Raw genomic sequence first — 19,786 nt, forward strand, 5'->3', positions numbered from 1 at the left:
TTATGAAACGGTCATATTGCATAATGAGCGCGGATGAAGCCGCTGAATGTATTGAACATGGTCATATGGTGGTGTTCAGTGGTTTTACCCCAGCCGGAGCGCCTAAGGCGCTTCCTGCCGCCATAGCCCGGCGCGCAATAGCGCATCATCAGCAGCAAAAAGATTTTCAGATTCGTTTACTGACCGGCGCGTCCATTAGTGCTAAAGCGGATGATGAAATGGCTGAGGCTGACGCTATCGCCTGGCGCGCGCCCTATCAGACCGCATCATTATTGCGGGAAAAAATCAACTTGGGCGCGGTCAGTTTTGTCGACCTGCATCTGAGTGAAGTGGCGCAAATGGTTAACTATGGCTTCTTTGGCGACATTGATGTCGCGGTTATTGAAGCCTCGGCGATCACCGCTGATGGCAAGGTGTATCTTAGCAGCGGCATTGGTAATGCCCCGATTTTTTTACATAAAGCCAAGAAAATCATCATAGAACTCAATCATTATCACAGCCCACGGGTCGCTGAACTGGCTGATATCATCATGCTCGGTGCCCCACCACGGCGTAATACCCTGCCTATCTACCATACGTTGGATAAAGTCGGTCAGCCCTATGTACAGGTGGATCCGAGTAAAATTTTTGCCATCGTTGAAACCGAACTGCCGGATGCCGGTAATAGTCTGGACAGCGCAAACCCACTATGTGAAAAAATAGCCGACAATGTGGTGAGTTTCCTGCTTAATGAACTCAAATTGGGCCGTATTCCACCAGAGTTTCTCCCGCTGCAAAGCGGCGTCGGTAATATCAATAACGCCATGATGAAACGCCTGGGAGAAAACCCAGATATTCCGCCGTTTATGATGTATTCAGAGGTGCTACAAGAGTCGGTGGTTCAATTATTAGAAACCGAAAAAGTGATGGGGGTAAGTGCCTCCAGCTTGACCGTTTCCCCCGCCTCATTGAAAAAAATCTATGACAATATGGATTTCTTCTCTACCCGCATTGTATTGCGGCCACAGGAGATTTCTAACAACCCAGAAATCATTCGTCGGTTAGGGGTTATTGCCCTTAACGTCGGGCTTGAATTTGATATCTACGGCCATGCCAACTCGACCCACGTTGCCGGTACGGAATTGGTCAACGGTATTGGCGGCAGTGCAGATTTTGAGCGCAACGCCTATTTGTCGATCTTTATGGCCCCCTCCATCGTCAAAGGTGGAAAGGTCTCCACCATTGTGCCGATGTGTACCCATGTTGATCATAGTGAGCACAGCGTAAAAGTTATCGTTACCGAACAAGGCGTGGCTGACTTACGCGGGCTATCACCCATGCAGCGTGCCACCACGATTATCAATAACTGTGCACATCCGATGTATCGTGACTACCTGCATCGCTATCTGGCACAGGCCAAAGGCGGACATTTGCATCACAATCTGGCGCAAGCATTCCAGTTGCACCAAAATCTGTTCGAATTTGGCTCAATGTTGGCACCTTAATTACCCTCTCGGTCTGAATGTATATAGCCCATGACTTTTTCGACGTGATGATTATTCTTGAGCGAATATAGGTACTCTCGCATATACATGGGCTGATTCGGTGCATCAAAATATTTCAGCTTGGCGGGGTTAACTAACCGATAAGCAAACTGAGGCACTACCGTCAGAAACTGCCCCTGCTCAACAGCACTGATTTTTGCCATAAAGCTGTAGGGGCGATAGATAATGGTGGGGTTAATGCCAATCGCACGGAAATGCGCATCCAGTAGAGCCTCAAAATTGGCCCTATTTTGGAAGCGCATTTGCAACCAAGGCAATGTATTCAACAACTCTAACGCCTGGATATTCTCAAAGCGACGTGACACTAAAAAACCGAGCCGTAAAGAGGGAAGCTCCGTGGCTTGCAGGGTATCAATATGGGTGACACGTTGTGACGCTTGCTGCGGGGAGATAATAAAATCTACACGGCTTTCGAGTAAGTCATCAATCACACTGTTTTCGTTAAACTCAAAAGGCTGAGCGGTAATCCCGTCGTATTTATCGCTGAGACTGAACAATTGATCAAAAATGATGGTTGGGTAAGTGTTATCAATTCCTATCACGATATTCTTCTGGCGCTGTGACATAGCCACAATGCTGTTATCTACAGCTGAAAGTCGTTGATAAATAGGAAATAGTTCCTGATAAAGCTCTTGTCCTGCTTTATTGAGGCTGATACTTTTCTCATTACGAGTAAATAAGGAATAACCGACCAATTCTTCCAGCGCCATAATACTTTTGCCGAAAGGAGATGCCGTCATGTGTAATTTTTCAGCCGCCTTCGCCATGCTATTTGTTTGGGCTAACACAATAAAATTACGCATTTTCTTGGAAATGAAAACGTTCATTACTTTACTGATATGACAGAGGAGAGAGTGCTACAGCATAAGGGAATCACATCAGAAATAGTGTGAGTGCAAGAAGAGTATCACTACCATTTTCTGGTAAAATTCTTTCAATACATTAATTTATTTATATATCAATAAAATAGACAATAAAAAGGCCAGAATGCTGTGTCACACACTGGCTTGTTTCTATATATCTCTATCACTCAGCAAGGCTTTCTTACTACAGTTTGCTTACTACAGAATCACCCTTGAGCCATCAATCCCAACAATTTAAGAACAAAATACCCCACCACAGCAATCACTAACGGCAAGATATATAAGGTAAAGAACTGCAAGAAGATGGTGTGATGCGGTAAAACCACCTTCTCTTCTAGCTGTTCACGGCTGCGCCCTTCGCTACCTTTGGCTTGTTCCAAAATCAATTGATCTTCAATACCTTCACGAATGTGCCGCACCTGCCGCGACATACGAGCACCAGATGCCTGTAATGACAAACCGACAAAAATCAGCATATAGATGATAAAGAACATAATATTCGCGGCGGTTAGACCCTGCTGAAGATCAGGTACTGGCGAGTTGAACCAGAAAACATCCAGAAAAGTGGTATTGAAGCGAATCATATCGGTCATCACATGGATAAAATCCAACATGACCGCATTAATCCCGCTGCTTTTTTGACTATATTGATAGGCAAAATTGATAATTGAGATCAATGTTGACAGCAGTGCTGGAATAAAAACGAGCCACCCTGCAATCCGTTTGATAACAGCGACGCGCCCAGCCTGTTGATAGGTCATGACTTCTCCTTGTAAATACCACAACTTATGTAGCTCTAGTTTACCCGCTACATTCGCTCTTTGTGCAAAATTTTTGCTATAACTCTCACCCTTAACACAAATTCAAGCCTAGCTCATTCGGCGCTTTATCATTAAGTTAATGATAAAGTATTCAGCCCGTAGCTAAAAAAACCACAGGAGTGATGATAAATGGCAACCCCTCACCCGATTAAAGCGGCAATTTTCGATATGGATGGCTTGCTGATAGATTCGGAACCATTATGGCTACAGGCCGAACTCGATATTTTCACCAATCTTGGGCTGGATACATCCTCACGGGATTCATTACCCGATACCTTGGGTTTACGTATCGATTTAGTGGTGAAGCTTTGGTTCCAAGCCATGCCATGGCAGGGTCCTAGTCAGGCGGAAGTGTGCAACCGGATTATTGTTCGGGCGATAGAACTGGTCGAAGAGACCCGCCCGGAGCTGCCAGGCGTTGAGTACGCACTGGACCTTTGCCGCCAACAAGGGCTGAAAATCGGCCTGGCATCAGCATCCCCGCTCCGTATGCAAGAGCGTGTGCTGGACATGTTAGGTGTTAGAAATCAGTTCGACTGTCTGGTTTCAGCTGAATACCTGCCCTACAGTAAACCGCACCCTGAGGTGTATCTGAATGCTGCGGCTGATCTCGGTATCGATCCGCTACAATGCGTCACGCTGGAAGATTCGGTAAACGGTATGATTGCGACTAAAGCAGCACGAATGCGCTCTATCGTGATCCCATCCCTCGAATATCGCGCAGACCCACGCTGGGTATTGGCTGATATTAAGTTGGAATCATTAGAGCAATTGAGTAAAAAAGATATAACGTAATATTACCGTATTGATGATAGAGGGCGGTGGAGCCAATGACTCAACCGCCCGAATACCCTTTAGAGGAAATCATCTCGCTTAGGGTTAAAGGTGTCGATTAAAATACTGTTATCCTCCAGTGATACCGCGCCGTGCATCTCATTTTTCACGGCACGATACGCATCACCCGCTTTCAATATGCGTTTCTGCCCTTCAATTTCCACTTCAAAGCTGCCTGCGGCAACATAAGCAATCTGGTCATGAATGTCATGTTTGTGTGCAGTACCAATGGCACCTTTGTCAAAGTGAACGCAGACCATCATCAGGTCATCGCTCCAAGTCATTACTTTGCGTTTAATGCCATTTCCTAACTCTTCCCATGGCGTTTCATCATTAATAAAGAACATCTTCATTGTCTCACCTCATTATGCAGAATAAGTTTCTGATGTAGCGTAGTCACAGTTTCACGCTGAATTCTGCCCATTCTACGGGCAAAATTGGCAGATAAGCCATAAATAATCCAAAAATCATGACATCCCTCAAAAAATAATAAAACATCATTTCATTTTTATTGAATTAACTTCCCGCAAACACTATCATCATCAGCATTACAAGAAACACTCGGTCAGACATCAGACCAGTACAGGTTGTCAGCAACAATTGTCGACATCATGCGCTTGTTTGAGCCGGTCTTGCTTTCTGAGTTGGGTTTTACCCACCAAGATACTGTTCTGTAAAAGAGGTACTGACATGCAAGTTCGCCAAAGCATCCATAGCGACCACGCGAAACAGCTTGATACTGCCGGTTTGCGCCGTGAATTTTTGATCGAAAATATATTCACCGCAGATGAGTACACCATGACCTATAGCCACATTGACCGCATCATTGTCGGGGGTATTTTGCCCGTCAGTAAAGCAGTCAGCATTGGTGATGATGTAGGTAAACAACTGGGTGTCAGTTACTTTCTGGAACGCCGCGAATTGGGCGTTATCAACATCGGTGGCTCAGGACTTATCGTTGTTGATGGTCAGCGTTATGAAATTAACAATGAAGAAGCATTGTATGTGGGTAAAGGTGCGAAAGAGGTGCAGTTCAGCAGTATCGATAGCACAAAACCTGCCAAGTTTTACTACAACAGTGCGCCAGCACACACCACTTACCCGAACAAAAAAATCACGTTGGCAGAGGCCGCACCGCAAACATTGGGTGATGATGCCACCAGCAACCGTCGCACTATCAATAAGTACATCGTGCCTGACGTGTTGCCAACCTGCCAACTGACCATGGGTTTAACCAAACTGGCTCCGGGCAATCTGTGGAATACCATGCCTTGTCATACCCATGAACGTCGTATGGAAGTCTATTTCTACTTTGATATGGACGAAGAAACAGCGGTGTTCCACATGATGGGCCAGGCACAGGAAACACGTCATTTGTTAGTCCACAACGAACAAGCTGTGATTTCACCAAGTTGGTCTATTCATTCTGGCGTGGGCACTAAGCGTTATACCTTCATCTGGGGCATGGTCGGTGAAAACCAAGTCTTCAGTGATATGGACCACATCGCTGTTAGCGAATTGCGTTAAGCGTCACCAACCGAATCCGTCCTTTGGGCGGTTTTCTCCCCAATATTGAAATCGCGGCAATCTTTGACCGCCTTGAGAGAGATGTTAGCTATGATTTTAGATTCCTTTGAATTGAAAGGTAAAGTTGCACTGGTTACTGGCTGTGATACAGGTTTGGGCCAAGGCATGGCGATCGGTTTAGCCGAAGCCGGTTGTGATATCGTGGGTATCAACATTGTTGAGCCACGTGAAACTATTGATAAAGTGACTGCACTGGGCCGCCGTTTCCTTAGCCTGACGGCTGACCTGAGCAAAATTGAGCACATCCCTGCCCTGTTAGAACAAGCTGTCGCTGAATTTGGCCAAATCGATATTCTGGTCAATAACGCCGGTATCATTCGCCGTGAAGATGCGATCAACTTCAGCGAGAAGGACTGGGACGATGTCATGAACGTTAACATCAAAACCGTGTTCTTTATGTCTCAAGCGGTTGCTAAACAGTTCATCAAACAAGGCCATGGCGGCAAGATTATCAACGTGGCATCAATGCTGTCTTACCAAGGTGGTATCCGTGTGCCATCTTACACCGCATCGAAAAGCGCAGTCATGGGTGTGACCCGTCTGTTAGCTAACGAGTGGGCTAAACATGGCATCAACGTGAACGCAGTGGCACCGGGTTACATGGCGACCAACAATACCCAACAGTTGCGTAAAGATGAAGAACGCAGCAAAGAGATCCTTGACCGTATCCCTGCTGGCCGTTGGGGCTTACCTGATGATCTGAAAGGCCCAGTGGTCTTCCTGGCATCTAAAGCATCTGATTATATCAGCGGTTACACCATCGCGGTTGATGGCGGTTGGTTGGCTCGTTAAGCCGATAATCATGACTAATTTGAGTTAAGGTCTATCTGGCGGAGTTATTCGCAATGTTTTGACTCAAAAACGCACCAAGGCACAACTTCTGTTGTGCCTTTTTTATTACTTATTTATCAATTAGTTAACAAATAGATCTACCGATAAATTTTTGCCAAAAGCGCAAAAATAAAAAATTCAAAACAACGTTCCGACTCCGATCACACTTTTGTCATTCGCTCAATGACTCGTCAGTAAATACAAATATAATAGATTGTGAAACGACGTTTCTATTTATAAGGAACCTTAAACCGGTTCTATCCTGATGTTCGATGATGGGGTTATGGCAATGGATTTTGTAGGCAACATTAAAGGCAGCGACGCAATGATGATTAACTGGCTCAGCGCTATTCGCAGCTATGTTGATCTGGTCCAGTCTATTGGCCATAGCAACCAAAACCCTACCCCCCTGCTAGCTGATGGCTTTGATGTGCTGACACATCAACCGGTCGTATGGGAATTTCCTGATGGCCACAATACACCAATATCTAATTTTGCCAGTCAGCAAAACTGGCTGCGGACATTGGATGCCCTCAGTCTGGTGACTCAGGATCCGCAATATCACCAACAAGCACGAGTGCAAAGCAGCTATTTTATGCACCGTGGCGTTCATGAGCAAAGCGGGTTGTTTTACTGGGGCGGCCATCGTTTCCTCAATCTGGATACATTAACGACCGAAGGGCCAGAATCAAAAGCGCAAGTACATGAACTGAAACATCATCTGCCCTATTACGATTTTCTGGTCACTGTTGACCGGGAAAAAACACTTAATTTCTTACAGGGTTTTTGGCACGCCCATGTAGAGGATTGGCAAACGCTGGATCTGGGCCGCCACGGTAGCTACGACAAGTTACGCGACCCACATGTTTTTACCCATGCTCGCCGCGATGTGGTTAACCCTACTGACTTACCACGCCTTCCTGAAACCAAAGGCCTGACCTTTGTGAATGCGGGTACTGACCTGATTTATGCCGCATACAAATATGCTGAATATACCGGTGATATCGCCGCTGCGGCCTGGGGGAAACATCTCTATCGCCAATATGTATTAGCCCGTAACCCGGAAACCGGTTTACCGGTTTATCAGTTCAGTTCGCCACAACAGCGTCGCCCTATCCCGGCGGACGATAATCAGACCCAATCTTGGTATGGCGATCGTGCCAAACGCCAGTTTGGTCCAGAGTTTGGTGACATTGCTCGCGAAGCTAATGTGCTGTTTCGCGATATGCGCCCGCTACTGATTGATAACCCATTGGCGATGTTAGATATCCTGCGCCAACAACCCGATGCACAAGTCTTGCAATGGGTTATTGATGGCTTAAAGAACTACTATCGTTTCGCTTATAACGTTGAGAGCAATACATTGCGCCCGTTATGGAACGATGGACAAGACATGAGCGGCTATGTATTGCTGCGGGATGGTTACTATGGCGCCAAAGGTACGGTTATTTCGCCATTCCCATTAGATGTTGATTATTTGCTGCCATTAGTTCGCGCCTGGCGTTTGAGTGAAGATGAAGAGCTGCTGGATCTGATTGGTGTGTTACTGCACCGCTGGCAGTTTGCTGAATTGAACAAACAAAAACGCCGGGCATCATTGATGGTGGGTAAAAAACCTGCTGCCACTGCACACCTATTGTTGGCCTTAATTGAACTGGCAGAGCACTGCCAATGTAGCCGATTATTTGAATTAGCCTGGCAAGTTGGCGATGAACTATTTAAACAACATTACCATCGCGGCCTGTTTGTTGAATCGGCTCAACACCGTTATTTCCGTATCGACAATCCAATTGCATTAGCAATATTGGCCTTAATTGCAGCAAAACAAAATAAGTCTGCTGCTATGCCTCAATTTATTACCAATGGTGGTTACATTCATGGAGATTATCAGGTGAACGGGGAAAACCGTACTCTGTATGATATTGATTTTATTTATCCGACGCTTTTGAATCAGTAATTTTATTTATCTTTCATGTTATTAAAAATAGGTAAGCATTATGAATGAAAACAGAATGCTGGGGTTAGCCTATTTATCACCTTATATACTCGGGTTGATAATATTTACGGCTTTCCCCTTTGTATCATCCTTCTTTCTCAGTTTTACTGAGTATGACTTAATGAACCCTCCCGTATTTAACGGGATCGAGAATTATCGTCATATGTTCCTTGAAGATGATTTATTCTGGAAATCCATGGGCGTTACATTCGCTTATGTTTTTCTGACTATTCCTTTAAAACTGGCATTTGCTCTAGGGATCGCTTTTGTACTGAACTTTAAATTACGCGGTATTGGCCTGTTCCGTACTGCTTTCTATATTCCATCAATCCTCGGCAGCAGCGTTGCAATTGCCGTGTTATGGCGTGCCCTGTTTGCCATTGATGGCCTGTTAAACAGCTTTATTGGCGTGTTCGGGTTTGATGCCATCAACTGGTTGGGAGAACCCGCGCTGGCGCTGACATCCGTGACATTACTGCGTGTCTGGCAGTTCGGTTCCGCCATGGTTATCTTCCTGGCTGCATTACAGAACGTACCGCAGTCACAATATGAAGCAGCCATGATTGATGGTGCCTCTAAATGGCAAATGTTTATGAAAGTTACCGTGCCACTGATCACGCCGGTTATTTTCTTTAACTTTATTATGCAAACCACGCAGGCGTTCCAAGAGTTTACCGCGCCGTACGTTATTACCGACGGTGGGCCAACTCACTATACGTATTTATTCTCGCTCTATATCTATGATACCGCGTTTAAATACTTTGATATGGGATACGGTGCTGCACTGGCCTGGGTATTATTCCTGGTAGTCGCCCTCTTCGCCTCAATTGCATTTAAATCATCTAAATATTGGGTCTTCTACTCCGCCGATAAAGGAGGAAAAAATGACTGACGTACAACAAACTTCCAACCAGAAGAAATTAGATCTGGCGCAGGAAATTGCTAATGCGGAAATTAGCCGCACAGAACGCAAAGCAAAAGTCAGTGCTGCTTTCCGCTACATCATTTTGATTATTGTCGGTCTGATGATGCTTTATCCGCTGCTGTGGATGTTCTCTGCGGCGTTTAAACCCAATAATGAAATTTTCACCACATTAGGATTATGGCCAGAAAACGCAACCAGTGATGGTTTCGTTAATGGTTGGAAAACCGGTACTGAATATAACTTCGGTCACTACATGCTTAACACCTTTAAGTTTGTAATCCCGAAAGTCATTCTGACTATTATCTCTTCCACTATCGTGGCATATGGTTTCGCACGCTTTGAGATCCCATGGAAGAAATTCTGGTTTGCAACATTGATTACCACCATGTTGCTGCCAAGTACTGTGTTATTGATTCCGCAATACATCATGTTCCGTGAAATGGGCATGCTGAATAGCTACTTACCACTTTATTTGCCAACGGCCTTCGCCACCCAAGGGTTCTTCGTCTTCATGCTGATTCAGTTCCTGCGTGGTGTACCACGTGATATGGAAGAAGCGGCACAGATCGACGGTTGTAACTCGCTACAGGTGTTGTGGTATGTGGTTGTGCCAATCTTGAAGCCGGCCATTATCTCTGTCGCACTGTTCCAGTTTATGTGGTCAATGAACGACTTTATCGGCCCACTGATTTATGTCTACAGCGTAGATAAGTACCCGATAGCGCTGGCTCTGAAGATGTCTATCGACGTCACCGAAGGCGCACCGTGGAACGAAATTCTGGCAATGGCAAGCATCTCCATTCTGCCGTCCATCATTGTTTTCTTCCTGGCTCAACGCTACTTCGTGCAAGGCGTAACCAGCAGCGGAATTAAAGGTTAATAGAGGATTTATCATGGCTGAAGTCATTTTCAATAAATTAGGCAAAGTTTACTCCAACGGTTTCCGCGCGGTTCATGGCATTGATCTGAAAATCCATGATGGCGAGTTTATGGTTATTGTTGGTCCATCAGGCTGTGCTAAATCCACCACTCTGCGCATGCTGGCAGGTCTGGAAACCATCAGTGATGGCGAAGTTCGAATTGGTGATCGGGTGGTCAATAATCTGGCACCTAAATCACGTGGTATTGCCATGGTGTTCCAGAACTATGCGTTATATCCGCACATGACAGTGAAAGAGAATCTGGCCTTTGGCCTGAAACTGAGCAAGCTGCCAAAAGATCAGATTGAAGCGCAAGTCGCAGAAGCGGCCAAAATTCTGGAGCTGGAAGACCTGCTGGACAGACTGCCGCGCCAGTTATCAGGTGGCCAGGCACAACGTGTGGCAGTAGGCCGGGCGATTGTGAAAAAACCTGATGTTTTCTTGTTTGATGAACCGTTGTCGAACCTCGATGCCAAGTTGCGTGCCTCAATGCGTATCCGCATCTCAGATTTGCATAAGCAATTGAAAAAAAGCGGCAAAGCAGCAACAACTGTTTATGTTACCCATGACCAGACCGAAGCCATGACCATGGGTGACAGAATCTGTGTAATGAAACTGGGCCATATCATGCAAGTTGATACCCCGGATAATCTCTACCACTTCCCTACCAACATGTTTGTTGCAGGTTTTATTGGCGCACCGGAAATGAACATCAAACCGAGTACGCTGGTAGAAAAAGAGGGGCAGATTGGCCTGACAGTTGGCCAGTACACCCTGGTATTGAGTGAAAAGCAGCAAGCCAAAGTGGCCGCCCATGCCGGAGAGAAAGTGTTCTTTGGTGTACGTCCAGAATTTATTCGCATGTCACAACAACCCTTTGCCAATAACCATTCGCAAGGTGAATTAGTTCGTGTGGAAAACATGGGGCATGAATTCTTCTTATACATCAAGGTTGACGACTTTGAATTGACTTGTCGCTTACCGTCTGATGAAGCACGGCCAATTATTGAAAGTGGCCTGCATCGCACCGTGTACTTCCAATTTGATATGGATAAATGCCATATCTTTGATGCAAAAACAGAAAAAAATATCTCTCTTTAACAGGAGCAGTACCCAATGAAAAAAGCGATCCTACACACGCTGATAGCATCCACTCTGGCTTTATTATCACATCAGGCTTTTGCACAAGATGACGTTAACCTACGCATGTCATGGTGGGGGGGCAATGGGCGTCATCAAATGACACTTAAGGCTCTGGAAGAGTTCCACAAGCAGCACCCAAATATTAATGTTAAAGCAGAATACACTGGCTGGGACGGTCACCTTTCTCGTCTGACGACGCAAATTGCGGGTGGAACTGAACCTGACGTTATGCAAACAAACTGGAACTGGTTGCCCATCTTCTCCAAAGACGGCACTGGCTTCTATGACTTAAATAAAGTGTCAGAGCAGTTGGATTTGGCTCAATTCGATCCGAAAGAACTGCAACAGACTACCGTTAATGGCAAATTAAACGGTATCCCGATTTCAGTGACAGCGCGTATTTTCTATTTTAATGACGCGACCTGGGCTAAGTCTGGTTTAGAGTATCCTAAAACGTGGGACGAATTACTTAAAGCAGGTTTAGTATTTAAAGAAAAACTGGGTGACCAATATTACCCTGTGGTATTAGAGCACCAGGATACTCTGGCATTAATTCGCTCTTATATGACACAAAAATACAACACCCCGACTATCGATGAAGCTAATAAAAAGTTTGCTTATACACCAGAACAGTGGGTTGAGTTCTTTACTATGTATAAGAAAATGGTTGATAACCATGTAATGCCATCCACTAAATACTATGCATCATTCGGCAAAAGCAATATGTACGAAATGAAGCCGTGGATTAATGGTGAATGGGGTGGTACTTATATGTGGAACTCCACCATTACTAAGTATTCCGATAACCTGACTAAACCAGCAAAATTGATACTTGGCCCTTATCCGATGTTGCCAGAGGCAAAAGATGCAGGTCTGTTCTTTAAACCTGCTCAAATGCTCTCTATTGGTAAATCGACTAAGTATCCTAAAGAAAGTGCCATGCTCATCAACTTCCTGCTTAACAGCAAAGAAGGTGTTGATGCTATGGGCTTAGAGCGTGGTGTGCCACTGAGTAAGACTGCGGTAACTCAACTGCGTGCCAGCGGTGTAATTAAAGATGAAGACCCATCTGTTGCTGGTTTAAATATGGCATTAGAACTGCCACATGAAATGAAAACGTCACCATACTTTGATGACCCGCAAATCGTTTCATTGTTCCGAGATGCAATCCAATATATCGATTATGGTCAGAAATCTGTTGAAGAATCTGCGGAATACTTTAATAAACAAGGTGACCGCATCCTGAAACGCGCCATGAGATAATATGTAAATCTATTTAACTTAAGTGGTTATTAAACCCTGCCATTGATTTGGTGGGGTTGTTTTGTTTTATAAATAAAAAATAATAATAGCCAATTAGATCGCCATCACAAATTAATATCTGATTAAAAAATTAATCGCTAAGAAAGATCTGGATCACACAAATAATTATTCATATAAATAGAATATGAATCCACATAAAGTGAAACGTTGTTTCTTTGATTGTGGAATTGTTTTTTAGTCGTATGTTGATTTTTATAAACTTGTTAATGATTGTTGTTTTAAATAACCATAACCCTGGGATTATATAAAAAATGAAATTTAAATTACTTACTTTGGCAGTGGCATCTGTTATCAGTTTTAGTTCTGTTGCAACAACAATTGACTATCGGCATGAAATGAAAGATACCAGTAAATCTGATCATAAAGACCGTTTACTGATCTCCAACCGTTTTGCCAATGGTTTTGGTTTATCTTTAGAAGGGAAATGGGGCCAGCACAGCTCTGATACTACGCCTAATAAACCATTTAATGAGCAAGTCAGTAATGGTACCGAAGTGGTTGCCAGCTATGTCTATCAATTCAACAAAACATTCCAGATTGAGCCTGGTTTCTCATTAGAGTCATCATCTGACTCGAACAACTATCGCCCTTACCTGCGCGGTAAAGTGTCCTTTACTGATGATTTCTCTACCTCACTGCGTTATCGCCCATATTACAAGCGTAACCAGCCAGCTCAGACCAAAGCAACAGAGAAAGGCCATGAGTTCACCATGCTGTTTGCTTATAACTTCTTGAAAGACTATTCAGCAGAATACGAATTAAACTACAAGAAATCTGAAGATGAAATTCTGGCAAATAAAGAAAAAGAAGAATGGACTCATGATGTGAAAATTGCTTACAAATGGGATAAAAACTGGAAGCCATATGTTGCTATCGGCAACGTAGCAGGTAGCAAAACGACTGACGAGCGTCAAACTCGCTACCGTGTCGGTGTGCAGTACAGCTTCTAACTATTATGTCGTTATGAGTACCCTCATCATTATTTGTTAAATTATGCCCATACCCGTATTACTTTGGGGAAAAGTCGACTCCCGGTCACTTTTCCCCTTTTTTTATCAATGTAACTTCATTTCAGCCCAAGACCTGATATTTCCCCCCTGAATACTCACGTTAAACTCCCTGCTCTCAGCCAGAGAAAAATGAGACATTTAGTTACAGCGTAACGGCTATCCACGCCAAGATAAATCTCATATACTGGATAAATCAACAGCTACAGACTCGGAATTCAAGTATGACAGGGGAAGGACACCTTATTTTTTCTGTCGCCTGCGCTATCTTTGCCAAAAAAGTCGGTCTTACACCGGAACTGGCACAGGGTGACTGGTGGCATATTATCCCTGGCGCCCTGCTAACTTCCCTGCTACCCGATATTGATCACCCAAAGTCAATCCTTGGCCAGCGGTTAAAGTGGCTCTCCACCCCCATTGCCCGTGCATTTGGCCATCGTGGGTTTACCCATAGCCTATTGGCCGTTATCGGTGGTGTGGCACTATTTCAAATGGACATCTCACGCGATTGGATTATTCCCGCAGATGCGTTCCATGCAATGATTATTGGCTATTTCAGCCATTTGCTAGCGGATATGCTCACACCTGCTGGCGTACCGCTGTTATGGCCTTGCCGCTGGCGATTCTGTATCCCGCTATTACGCCCACAAAAAGGCAATCAATTAGAACGCGTATTCTGTGTTCTATTAGTTTGTTTTTCCGTCTATTGGCAAACTGATACCACCATTCCCTTGCTATCCTATATGGAACAATTGAAAAACTTTCGACTGTGATCACATTTTAATGGGTAAATAATCACCAATTTGAATGTATTCCATACAAATCAGGGTAAAAATTTATATAACATTCCTTTTGGATATAAGTGAGCCTGAAGAGGAACTGCTACCATATGCGGCTAATTGCACCATGACGGTGCCTGGCTCTGTTCTAGATAAAAATAGTAATAGAATATGTGCCAGTATTTAAAATAATAATTTGGAGATATGGGGATGAACCTTCCGCTTGTGATTAACGTGCTGGTATTTGTAGCACTGCTATTACTATTGGCACAAACCCGGCATAAACAATGGAGTCTGGCCAAGAAAGTTTTGGTTGGCTTGGCACTGGGTGTGCTGTTTGGTCTGGGCTTGCAATGGGTATACGGTGCTGATAACCCGGTACTGAAAGAGTCCATCACCTGGTTTAATATTGTCGGAAATGGTTATGTGCAATTATTGCAGATGATTGTTATGCCGCTGGTATTCGCCTCAATCTTGAGTGCTGTCGCTAAACTGCATAATGCCTCTTCGCTAGGTAAAATTAGCGTACTGACAATCGGTACGTTGCTTTTCACCACCTTAATTGCTGCTCTGGTTGGCGTGCTGGTTACCAATCTGTTTGGCTTAACCGCTGAAGGCTTGGTACAAGGTACGCAAGAGACAGCACGTTTAAGTGCCATTGAAAGCAACTACTTAAGCAAAGTGACGGACTTGACAGTGCCGCAGTTGATCCTGTCGTTTATTCCGAAAAACCCGTTTGCCGATTTGACCGGGGCCAGTCCGACCTCAATTATCAGCGTGGTGATTTTCGCGACGTTCCTCGGTATTGCCTCACTGCAATTGCTGAAAGATGATGTCGAGAAAGGCCAACGCGTATTAGTTGCTATTGATACGCTGCAAGCTTGGGTGATGAAACTGGTACGTCTGGTGATGAAACTGACCCCCTACGGCGTATTGGCACTAATGACCAAGGTTGTCGCTGGCTCTAATATTCAAGATATTATCAAGCTGGGGAGCTTTGTCGTTGCCTCCTATCTTGGCCTGGCGATTATGTTTGTGGTCCACGCCGTGTTGCTGTCATTCACTGGCATCAATCCGTTGAAGTTCTTCCGCAAAGTCTGGCCGGTGCTGACCTTCGCCTTTACCAGCCGCTCCAGCGCCGCCAGTATTCCGCTGAATGTGGAAGCTCAAACCCGCCGCCTGGGTATCCCGGAGTCCATCGCCAGCTTCTCTGCTTCCTTTGGTGCCACCATTGGGCAAAATGGCTGTGCTGGCCTCTATCCGGCGATGCTGGCCGTAATGGTCGCACCAACGGTGGGAATCAACCCTCTGGACCCAGTATGGATTGCCACACTGGTAGGGATTGTAACCATCAGTTCTGCCGGTGTTGCCGGTGTGGGCGGTGGTGCAACCTTCGCCGCGCTGATTGTTTTGCCGGCATTAGGCTTGCCAGTTACATTGGTTGCTTTATTGATCTCGGTTGAGCCATTGATTGATATGGGCCGGACCGCGCTGAACGTCAGCGGTTCAATGACCGCCGGTACCATTACCAGCCAATTGATGAAACAGACCGATAAAGAGATTCTCAACAGCGATGATGATGGCGATTTAGCCCATCAGTAACCAACGCTAATTAGTCACTCTATTGTGATGGCTCAGAAAGCCAGTCAGTAAAATGACTGGCTTTCTGCTTTTAAAGCGCTTATTGCCGCTAATTAATTGGCGACGTCAACTACCCTATGGGTAATATTTCTCGACCAACGCCAGGGCAATGGCTTCAGTTTCTATATCTGGTACGCCGCGAATATTCTGCGCCCTGAAATGCATCTGAAAAGCCTTAATAACCTGAATGGTTTCATTATCCAGCACGCCGCTTTGTGGGATTTGATAACCATATCGGGCCAGTGCCTGCTGAATAACAGTAACGGAGCCGATATCATACTTATTTCGACCATCAATATACTTAGCGACTGTTGCGTCATCTGGCCAGGCGCCTATGCCTTGCTGCGCCAAACGCTGCCATGGGAATAGCGGGCCGGGATCAGATTTTCGCTGTGGGGCAATATCGCTGTGAGCCACGACATTCATCGGAGCAATATTATAACGCTCGACAATATCTCTGGTAAGGCGCTCAATCAATTCAATCTGAGACTCATTGTAAGGGTACCACCGTCTACCCAACATCCTCTCAGTGAAGCCCTTATTGACGATTTCGATACCGATAGAGGTATCATTGAGACTGGTGCGCCCTTCCCAGTAACTCACCCCGGCATGCCAGGCTCTTTGGCTTTCAGGCACCAATTGCAAAACAACCGGTTTGCCCTCAACATTTTGGGGATGTGTTTTTACCAAATAATGGGCACTAACATTGCCCTGAGTCAGTATTCGCAGTGATTCAGCATCATCTGTTGCAGTATAATGAAGCACTAAGAAACGCACCCGTTCATTTTGAGCCACTGATGGATGATTAGTATCGATTTTATAATCATCACGGTCGATCAGTTTATGCGGCCGGTCACTGTGAGGGCTACTACAACCCGCCAATAGCAGTAACAAACCCGCGCTTAATAACTTCCTCATCATTTTTCTCCCTATAATATGATTAAGCACGGTTATAGTGACCCAACCGAATTAAATGGACTGTCAACAATACATTTAATTAACAAATCACAAGACCGAATAATACTAAGCACAATAAATAGTATTAGATTAATAATTATACATAGAAATTAATTGCTGTTATGGCTGTTTTAACAACCCAGCTTACCGTCATATCACTGATTTTGGTACGTCGGGCCGCTTACACCTTGGCGGCGGGGGATTTGCCAATAAAAAACGGCCCCTGGTTAAAGGAGCCGTCCGGCATCGCTGGGAAGGAATAAATAGTTATAATTAACAGCTGATTAAAAATATCCAATAATTATAAAGTATTTACCCTATTTCGCTTTATCCTCAGAAAGGATAATCACGATAACCCATTTGCTCTGAGATGTTACGTGCTGCGCGATGCAAAGATTTAACTATGTCACTCTTGCTGTCTTCAGAAAAACGCAGCGTCGGGTATGAAATACTTAAGCCCGCGATCACCACACCGAAACGGTCGAAAACAGGTACAGCGATACAACGCAAACCTTCTTCTTGCTCCTCGACATCTTCACCAAAGCCCTGCTCACGCACCAGATCCAGCACTGGCAATAATGCAGCCGCGCTATCCAGGGTGTGTTTAGTGCTACGGGTGAACTCGATATGAGACAAGATTTCCTCTACTTCACCACGGTCACGCCACGCCAATAACACTTTACCAATTGCGGTACTGTGCAGTGGGTTACGACGACCAATACGGGAATGCATCCGCAGGTTATACATAGAATCAATTTTATGAATATAAACAATGCTGTCTTCATCCAATGCACCCAAGTGAATAGTTTCACGAGTTTCATTAGATAATTCACGCATCTGTATATCTGCGCTACGAATCAAATCAACATTTTGTAGCGCTTTAGCCCCCAGCTCAAATAACTTCAGCGTAAGGGAGTATTTCTCTGATTCGCCTTCCTGGGCAACATACCCCAGGGATTTCATGGTCTGGAGAAAGCGGTAAACCGTACTTTTAGGCATCATTACACGTTGGGAAAGCTCGGTAATACCAATTTCCCGTTCTTCACCCAATGCTTGTAAGATGCCAAAAACCTTCAGAACCGACGACACAGAGTCGGGCTGTTTATCTAGATCTGCAATAGCCATTTCTTGGTTACCCTACTCAGTTTTCTGTGTTTCATAAAACAATATGTTTTAAAAAAAATAGAACAGTGGTTTTATTATAAAGGGAAGTTGCGAGACTGTGCAATAAACCAATGTGAATAATAAGATATTAACCTTGCAGACAGCAAATTAGCCTCTTTCCATGAAAGAGGCTAGTGCAAAATTTAACTATTGCCAGACTGATTCAGGCAAAGTAGCCAAATAAAGTGCGGGTTTGCCATGAACATCAGAGGTGAACAGAACTTGTTTATCATCAGGGGTAAAGGAAGGATGTGGATGCGTCACCTGCCGATCACCTTCAAACACCTGCCATGAGGTATCGTGGCGAGCAACACGATGCTGGCTGCCATTTTTCATGTTGAATACATACAGGAAAGGATCGTTTTCGATCTTATAGCCGCTATCGTCTTGTACATCTACCGGTGCATCTGAACCATCGCCGACCATCAAGGTACCGTCATAGTTACTCATCAGATGGGAACACGCCGGCATAGAGGTCAATTGGCGATTTTCCAATGTCTGTGGGTCAGCACTGTAGATAAAGCGATCCGGGCTGCCTTTCAAATATGAGACATACACCAGCGCCGAACCATCGGGTACCCAGAACTCATGGGTGCAGCTTTCGCCTTCAGCATGAGTTTTCACTTTACGCATGTTGCTGCCATCTTCATTGATTAGCCACATACGTGCATCAACCAGATCGTGTGGACCTTCATGGCAGAATGCGACCGTACTGTCATCATAAGGGCGATAGATTGGATGACCTAGCCATTGATTCTCTTGCAAAATCACGGCGGACTCACCGGTTTTCAAGTCAACACGCATCAAACGGCAGCAAGGCTTAGTGAAATAGAACTCGTGGAATTTTTTCCAATCGGTCAAGGGGACCCAGTCTTCGCGTTTAATTTCAATACCGACCAACTTGGTACAATCTGAATTGGCGACCCAGGTACCGTAACCCACCCACTCTTCAGGCACCTGATAAACCACACTTTCTTCCAGTGTGGCAAGACAGACTCGCATCAGGTTACGCCCATCTTTGACATAAAACAGTGCATCATCTTCAGGTGACAAGAAACCACCAAAGGTATTGTCGCCACGCCCTTCTGTCAGTTGTGTTGCCACTTGCGTGTTGAGATCCAACAAGTAGTAGTTCCACGGACCATCAAAAGCGCCGCCGAACAATAACTTACTGCCATCACGGGTGAAACATTTTTGATAGAAATAGTTACGGTGGCAAGTGACATCAGGCGGCGTTAACCGTGTAACTTGTGCACCGGTAGAGGCATCCTGATATGTGTGAAATGTCAGGGGGATTTGTTTACCTTTGGCCATCAGGAAAGTCCTTAAAATCATCAGAGAATTAAAATTTGCCCGCAGAGGAACCTGTCAGGCTATTACTATCTCACATTATAGAAACGATGTTTCATTTTTCCGTGATCGCGGTTCTATTTTTACTGATTTAGCCAAAT

The 19,786-nt window shown here is 44.9% G+C and carries 18 protein-coding genes; 12 read left to right on the forward strand and 6 right to left on the reverse strand.

Annotated elements, in window-relative coordinates:
- Positions 1 to 2 precede the first annotated feature (2 nt).
- Complete coding sequence (locus Q2T71_RS11510; protein ID WP_372559166.1) at positions 3 to 1,484, forward strand: succinate CoA transferase; 1,482 nt, start codon at positions 3 to 5, stop codon at positions 1,482 to 1,484.
- On the opposite strand, the gene Q2T71_RS11515 is transcribed toward Q2T71_RS11510, so the two are convergent.
- Both Q2T71_RS11515 and Q2T71_RS11520 read right to left on the reverse strand, forming a co-directional pair.
- Positions 1,481 to 2,371, reverse strand: a complete 891-nt coding sequence (locus tag Q2T71_RS11515) for a LysR family transcriptional regulator (RefSeq protein ID WP_372559167.1) — start codon at positions 2,369 to 2,371, stop codon at positions 1,481 to 1,483. The genes Q2T71_RS11510 and Q2T71_RS11515 overlap by 4 nt on opposite strands.
- Before the next feature lie 242 nt (positions 2,372 to 2,613).
- Positions 2,614 to 3,168, reverse strand: a complete 555-nt coding sequence (locus Q2T71_RS11520) for a YniB family protein (RefSeq protein WP_083158671.1) — start codon at positions 3,166 to 3,168, stop codon at positions 2,614 to 2,616.
- A gap of 189 nt (positions 3,169 to 3,357) precedes the next feature.
- Between Q2T71_RS11520 and hxpB the strand changes: the two genes are divergently transcribed.
- On the forward strand, positions 3,358 to 4,023 hold the full coding sequence (gene hxpB, locus Q2T71_RS11525; RefSeq protein ID WP_372559168.1) for a hexitol phosphatase HxpB: 666 nt from the start codon (positions 3,358 to 3,360) through the stop codon (positions 4,021 to 4,023).
- A 59-nt stretch (positions 4,024 to 4,082) separates the two neighbouring features.
- Here hxpB and Q2T71_RS11530 read toward each other — a convergent pair whose 3' ends face one another.
- A complete protein-coding gene (locus Q2T71_RS11530; RefSeq protein WP_032905805.1) occupies positions 4,083 to 4,415 on the reverse strand; it encodes a cupin domain-containing protein in 333 nt (110 codons plus the stop codon).
- 337 nt (positions 4,416 to 4,752) lie between these two features.
- Here Q2T71_RS11530 and kduI point away from each other — a divergent pair, with 337 nt between their 5' ends.
- The 10 genes from kduI to Q2T71_RS11580 all read left to right on the forward strand — a co-directional run bounded on the left by kduI (position 4,753) and on the right by Q2T71_RS11580 (position 16,175).
- Positions 4,753 to 5,589, forward strand: a complete 837-nt coding sequence (kduI, locus tag Q2T71_RS11535; RefSeq protein ID WP_372559169.1) for a 5-dehydro-4-deoxy-D-glucuronate isomerase — start codon at positions 4,753 to 4,755, stop codon at positions 5,587 to 5,589.
- 90 nt (positions 5,590 to 5,679) lie between these two features.
- Entirely contained in the window at positions 5,680 to 6,441 is a 762-nt protein-coding gene (gene kduD, locus Q2T71_RS11540; protein WP_005182925.1) for a 2-dehydro-3-deoxy-D-gluconate 5-dehydrogenase KduD, read from the forward strand.
- A 328-nt stretch (positions 6,442 to 6,769) separates the two neighbouring features.
- Positions 6,770 to 8,437, forward strand: a complete 1,668-nt coding sequence (locus tag Q2T71_RS11545; protein ID WP_372559910.1) for a pectate lyase — start codon at positions 6,770 to 6,772, stop codon at positions 8,435 to 8,437.
- 40 nt (positions 8,438 to 8,477) lie between these two features.
- The gene (locus Q2T71_RS11550; RefSeq protein WP_019210193.1) at positions 8,478 to 9,368 is read left to right on the forward strand and encodes a carbohydrate ABC transporter permease; all 891 of its coding nucleotides are present in this window, start codon (positions 8,478 to 8,480) and stop codon (positions 9,366 to 9,368) included.
- Positions 9,361 to 10,281 (forward strand): carbohydrate ABC transporter permease, encoded by a 921-nt coding sequence (locus tag Q2T71_RS11555; protein WP_083158667.1) that lies wholly within the window; start codon positions 9,361 to 9,363, stop codon positions 10,279 to 10,281. Before Q2T71_RS11550 ends, Q2T71_RS11555 begins: the two co-directional genes overlap by 8 nt.
- Before the next feature lie 13 nt (positions 10,282 to 10,294).
- Positions 10,295 to 11,422 carry an ABC transporter ATP-binding protein gene (locus Q2T71_RS11560; RefSeq protein WP_083158666.1) on the forward strand — a complete coding sequence of 376 codons (1,128 nt, stop codon included), beginning with the start codon at positions 10,295 to 10,297 and terminating at the stop codon, positions 11,420 to 11,422.
- A 15-nt stretch (positions 11,423 to 11,437) separates the two neighbouring features.
- The gene (locus tag Q2T71_RS11565) at positions 11,438 to 12,727 is read left to right on the forward strand and encodes an ABC transporter substrate-binding protein (protein WP_083158665.1); all 1,290 of its coding nucleotides are present in this window, start codon (positions 11,438 to 11,440) and stop codon (positions 12,725 to 12,727) included.
- Positions 12,728 to 13,038: 311 nt separating this feature from the next.
- On the forward strand, positions 13,039 to 13,737 hold the full coding sequence (locus tag Q2T71_RS11570; protein WP_372559170.1) for an oligogalacturonate-specific porin KdgM family protein: 699 nt from the start codon (positions 13,039 to 13,041) through the stop codon (positions 13,735 to 13,737).
- A 281-nt stretch (positions 13,738 to 14,018) separates the two neighbouring features.
- A complete protein-coding gene (locus tag Q2T71_RS11575; RefSeq protein WP_005182936.1) occupies positions 14,019 to 14,567 on the forward strand; it encodes a metal-dependent hydrolase in 549 nt (182 codons plus the stop codon).
- 216 nt (positions 14,568 to 14,783) lie between these two features.
- The gene (locus tag Q2T71_RS11580; RefSeq protein WP_193784651.1) at positions 14,784 to 16,175 is read left to right on the forward strand and encodes an L-cystine transporter; all 1,392 of its coding nucleotides are present in this window, start codon (positions 14,784 to 14,786) and stop codon (positions 16,173 to 16,175) included.
- 114 nt (positions 16,176 to 16,289) lie between these two features.
- Here Q2T71_RS11580 and Q2T71_RS11585 read toward each other — a convergent pair whose 3' ends face one another.
- The 3 genes from Q2T71_RS11585 to ogl form a co-directional block, all read right to left on the reverse strand.
- A complete protein-coding gene (locus tag Q2T71_RS11585) occupies positions 16,290 to 17,132 on the reverse strand; it encodes an N-acetylmuramoyl-L-alanine amidase (RefSeq protein ID WP_372559911.1) in 843 nt (280 codons plus the stop codon).
- 372 nt (positions 17,133 to 17,504) lie between these two features.
- Positions 17,505 to 18,296 carry a DNA-binding transcriptional regulator KdgR gene (kdgR, locus tag Q2T71_RS11590; protein ID WP_050077553.1) on the reverse strand — a complete coding sequence of 264 codons (792 nt, stop codon included), beginning with the start codon at positions 18,294 to 18,296 and terminating at the stop codon, positions 17,505 to 17,507.
- A 186-nt stretch (positions 18,297 to 18,482) separates the two neighbouring features.
- Positions 18,483 to 19,649 (reverse strand): oligogalacturonate lyase, encoded by a 1,167-nt coding sequence (gene ogl, locus Q2T71_RS11595; protein ID WP_083158661.1) that lies wholly within the window; start codon positions 19,647 to 19,649, stop codon positions 18,483 to 18,485.
- Positions 19,650 to 19,786: the final 137 nt, after the last annotated feature.

The organism is Yersinia sp. 1652 StPb PI (genome assembly GCF_041538345.1).
Lineage (GTDB): Bacteria > Pseudomonadota > Gammaproteobacteria > Enterobacterales > Enterobacteriaceae > Yersinia > Yersinia enterocolitica_E.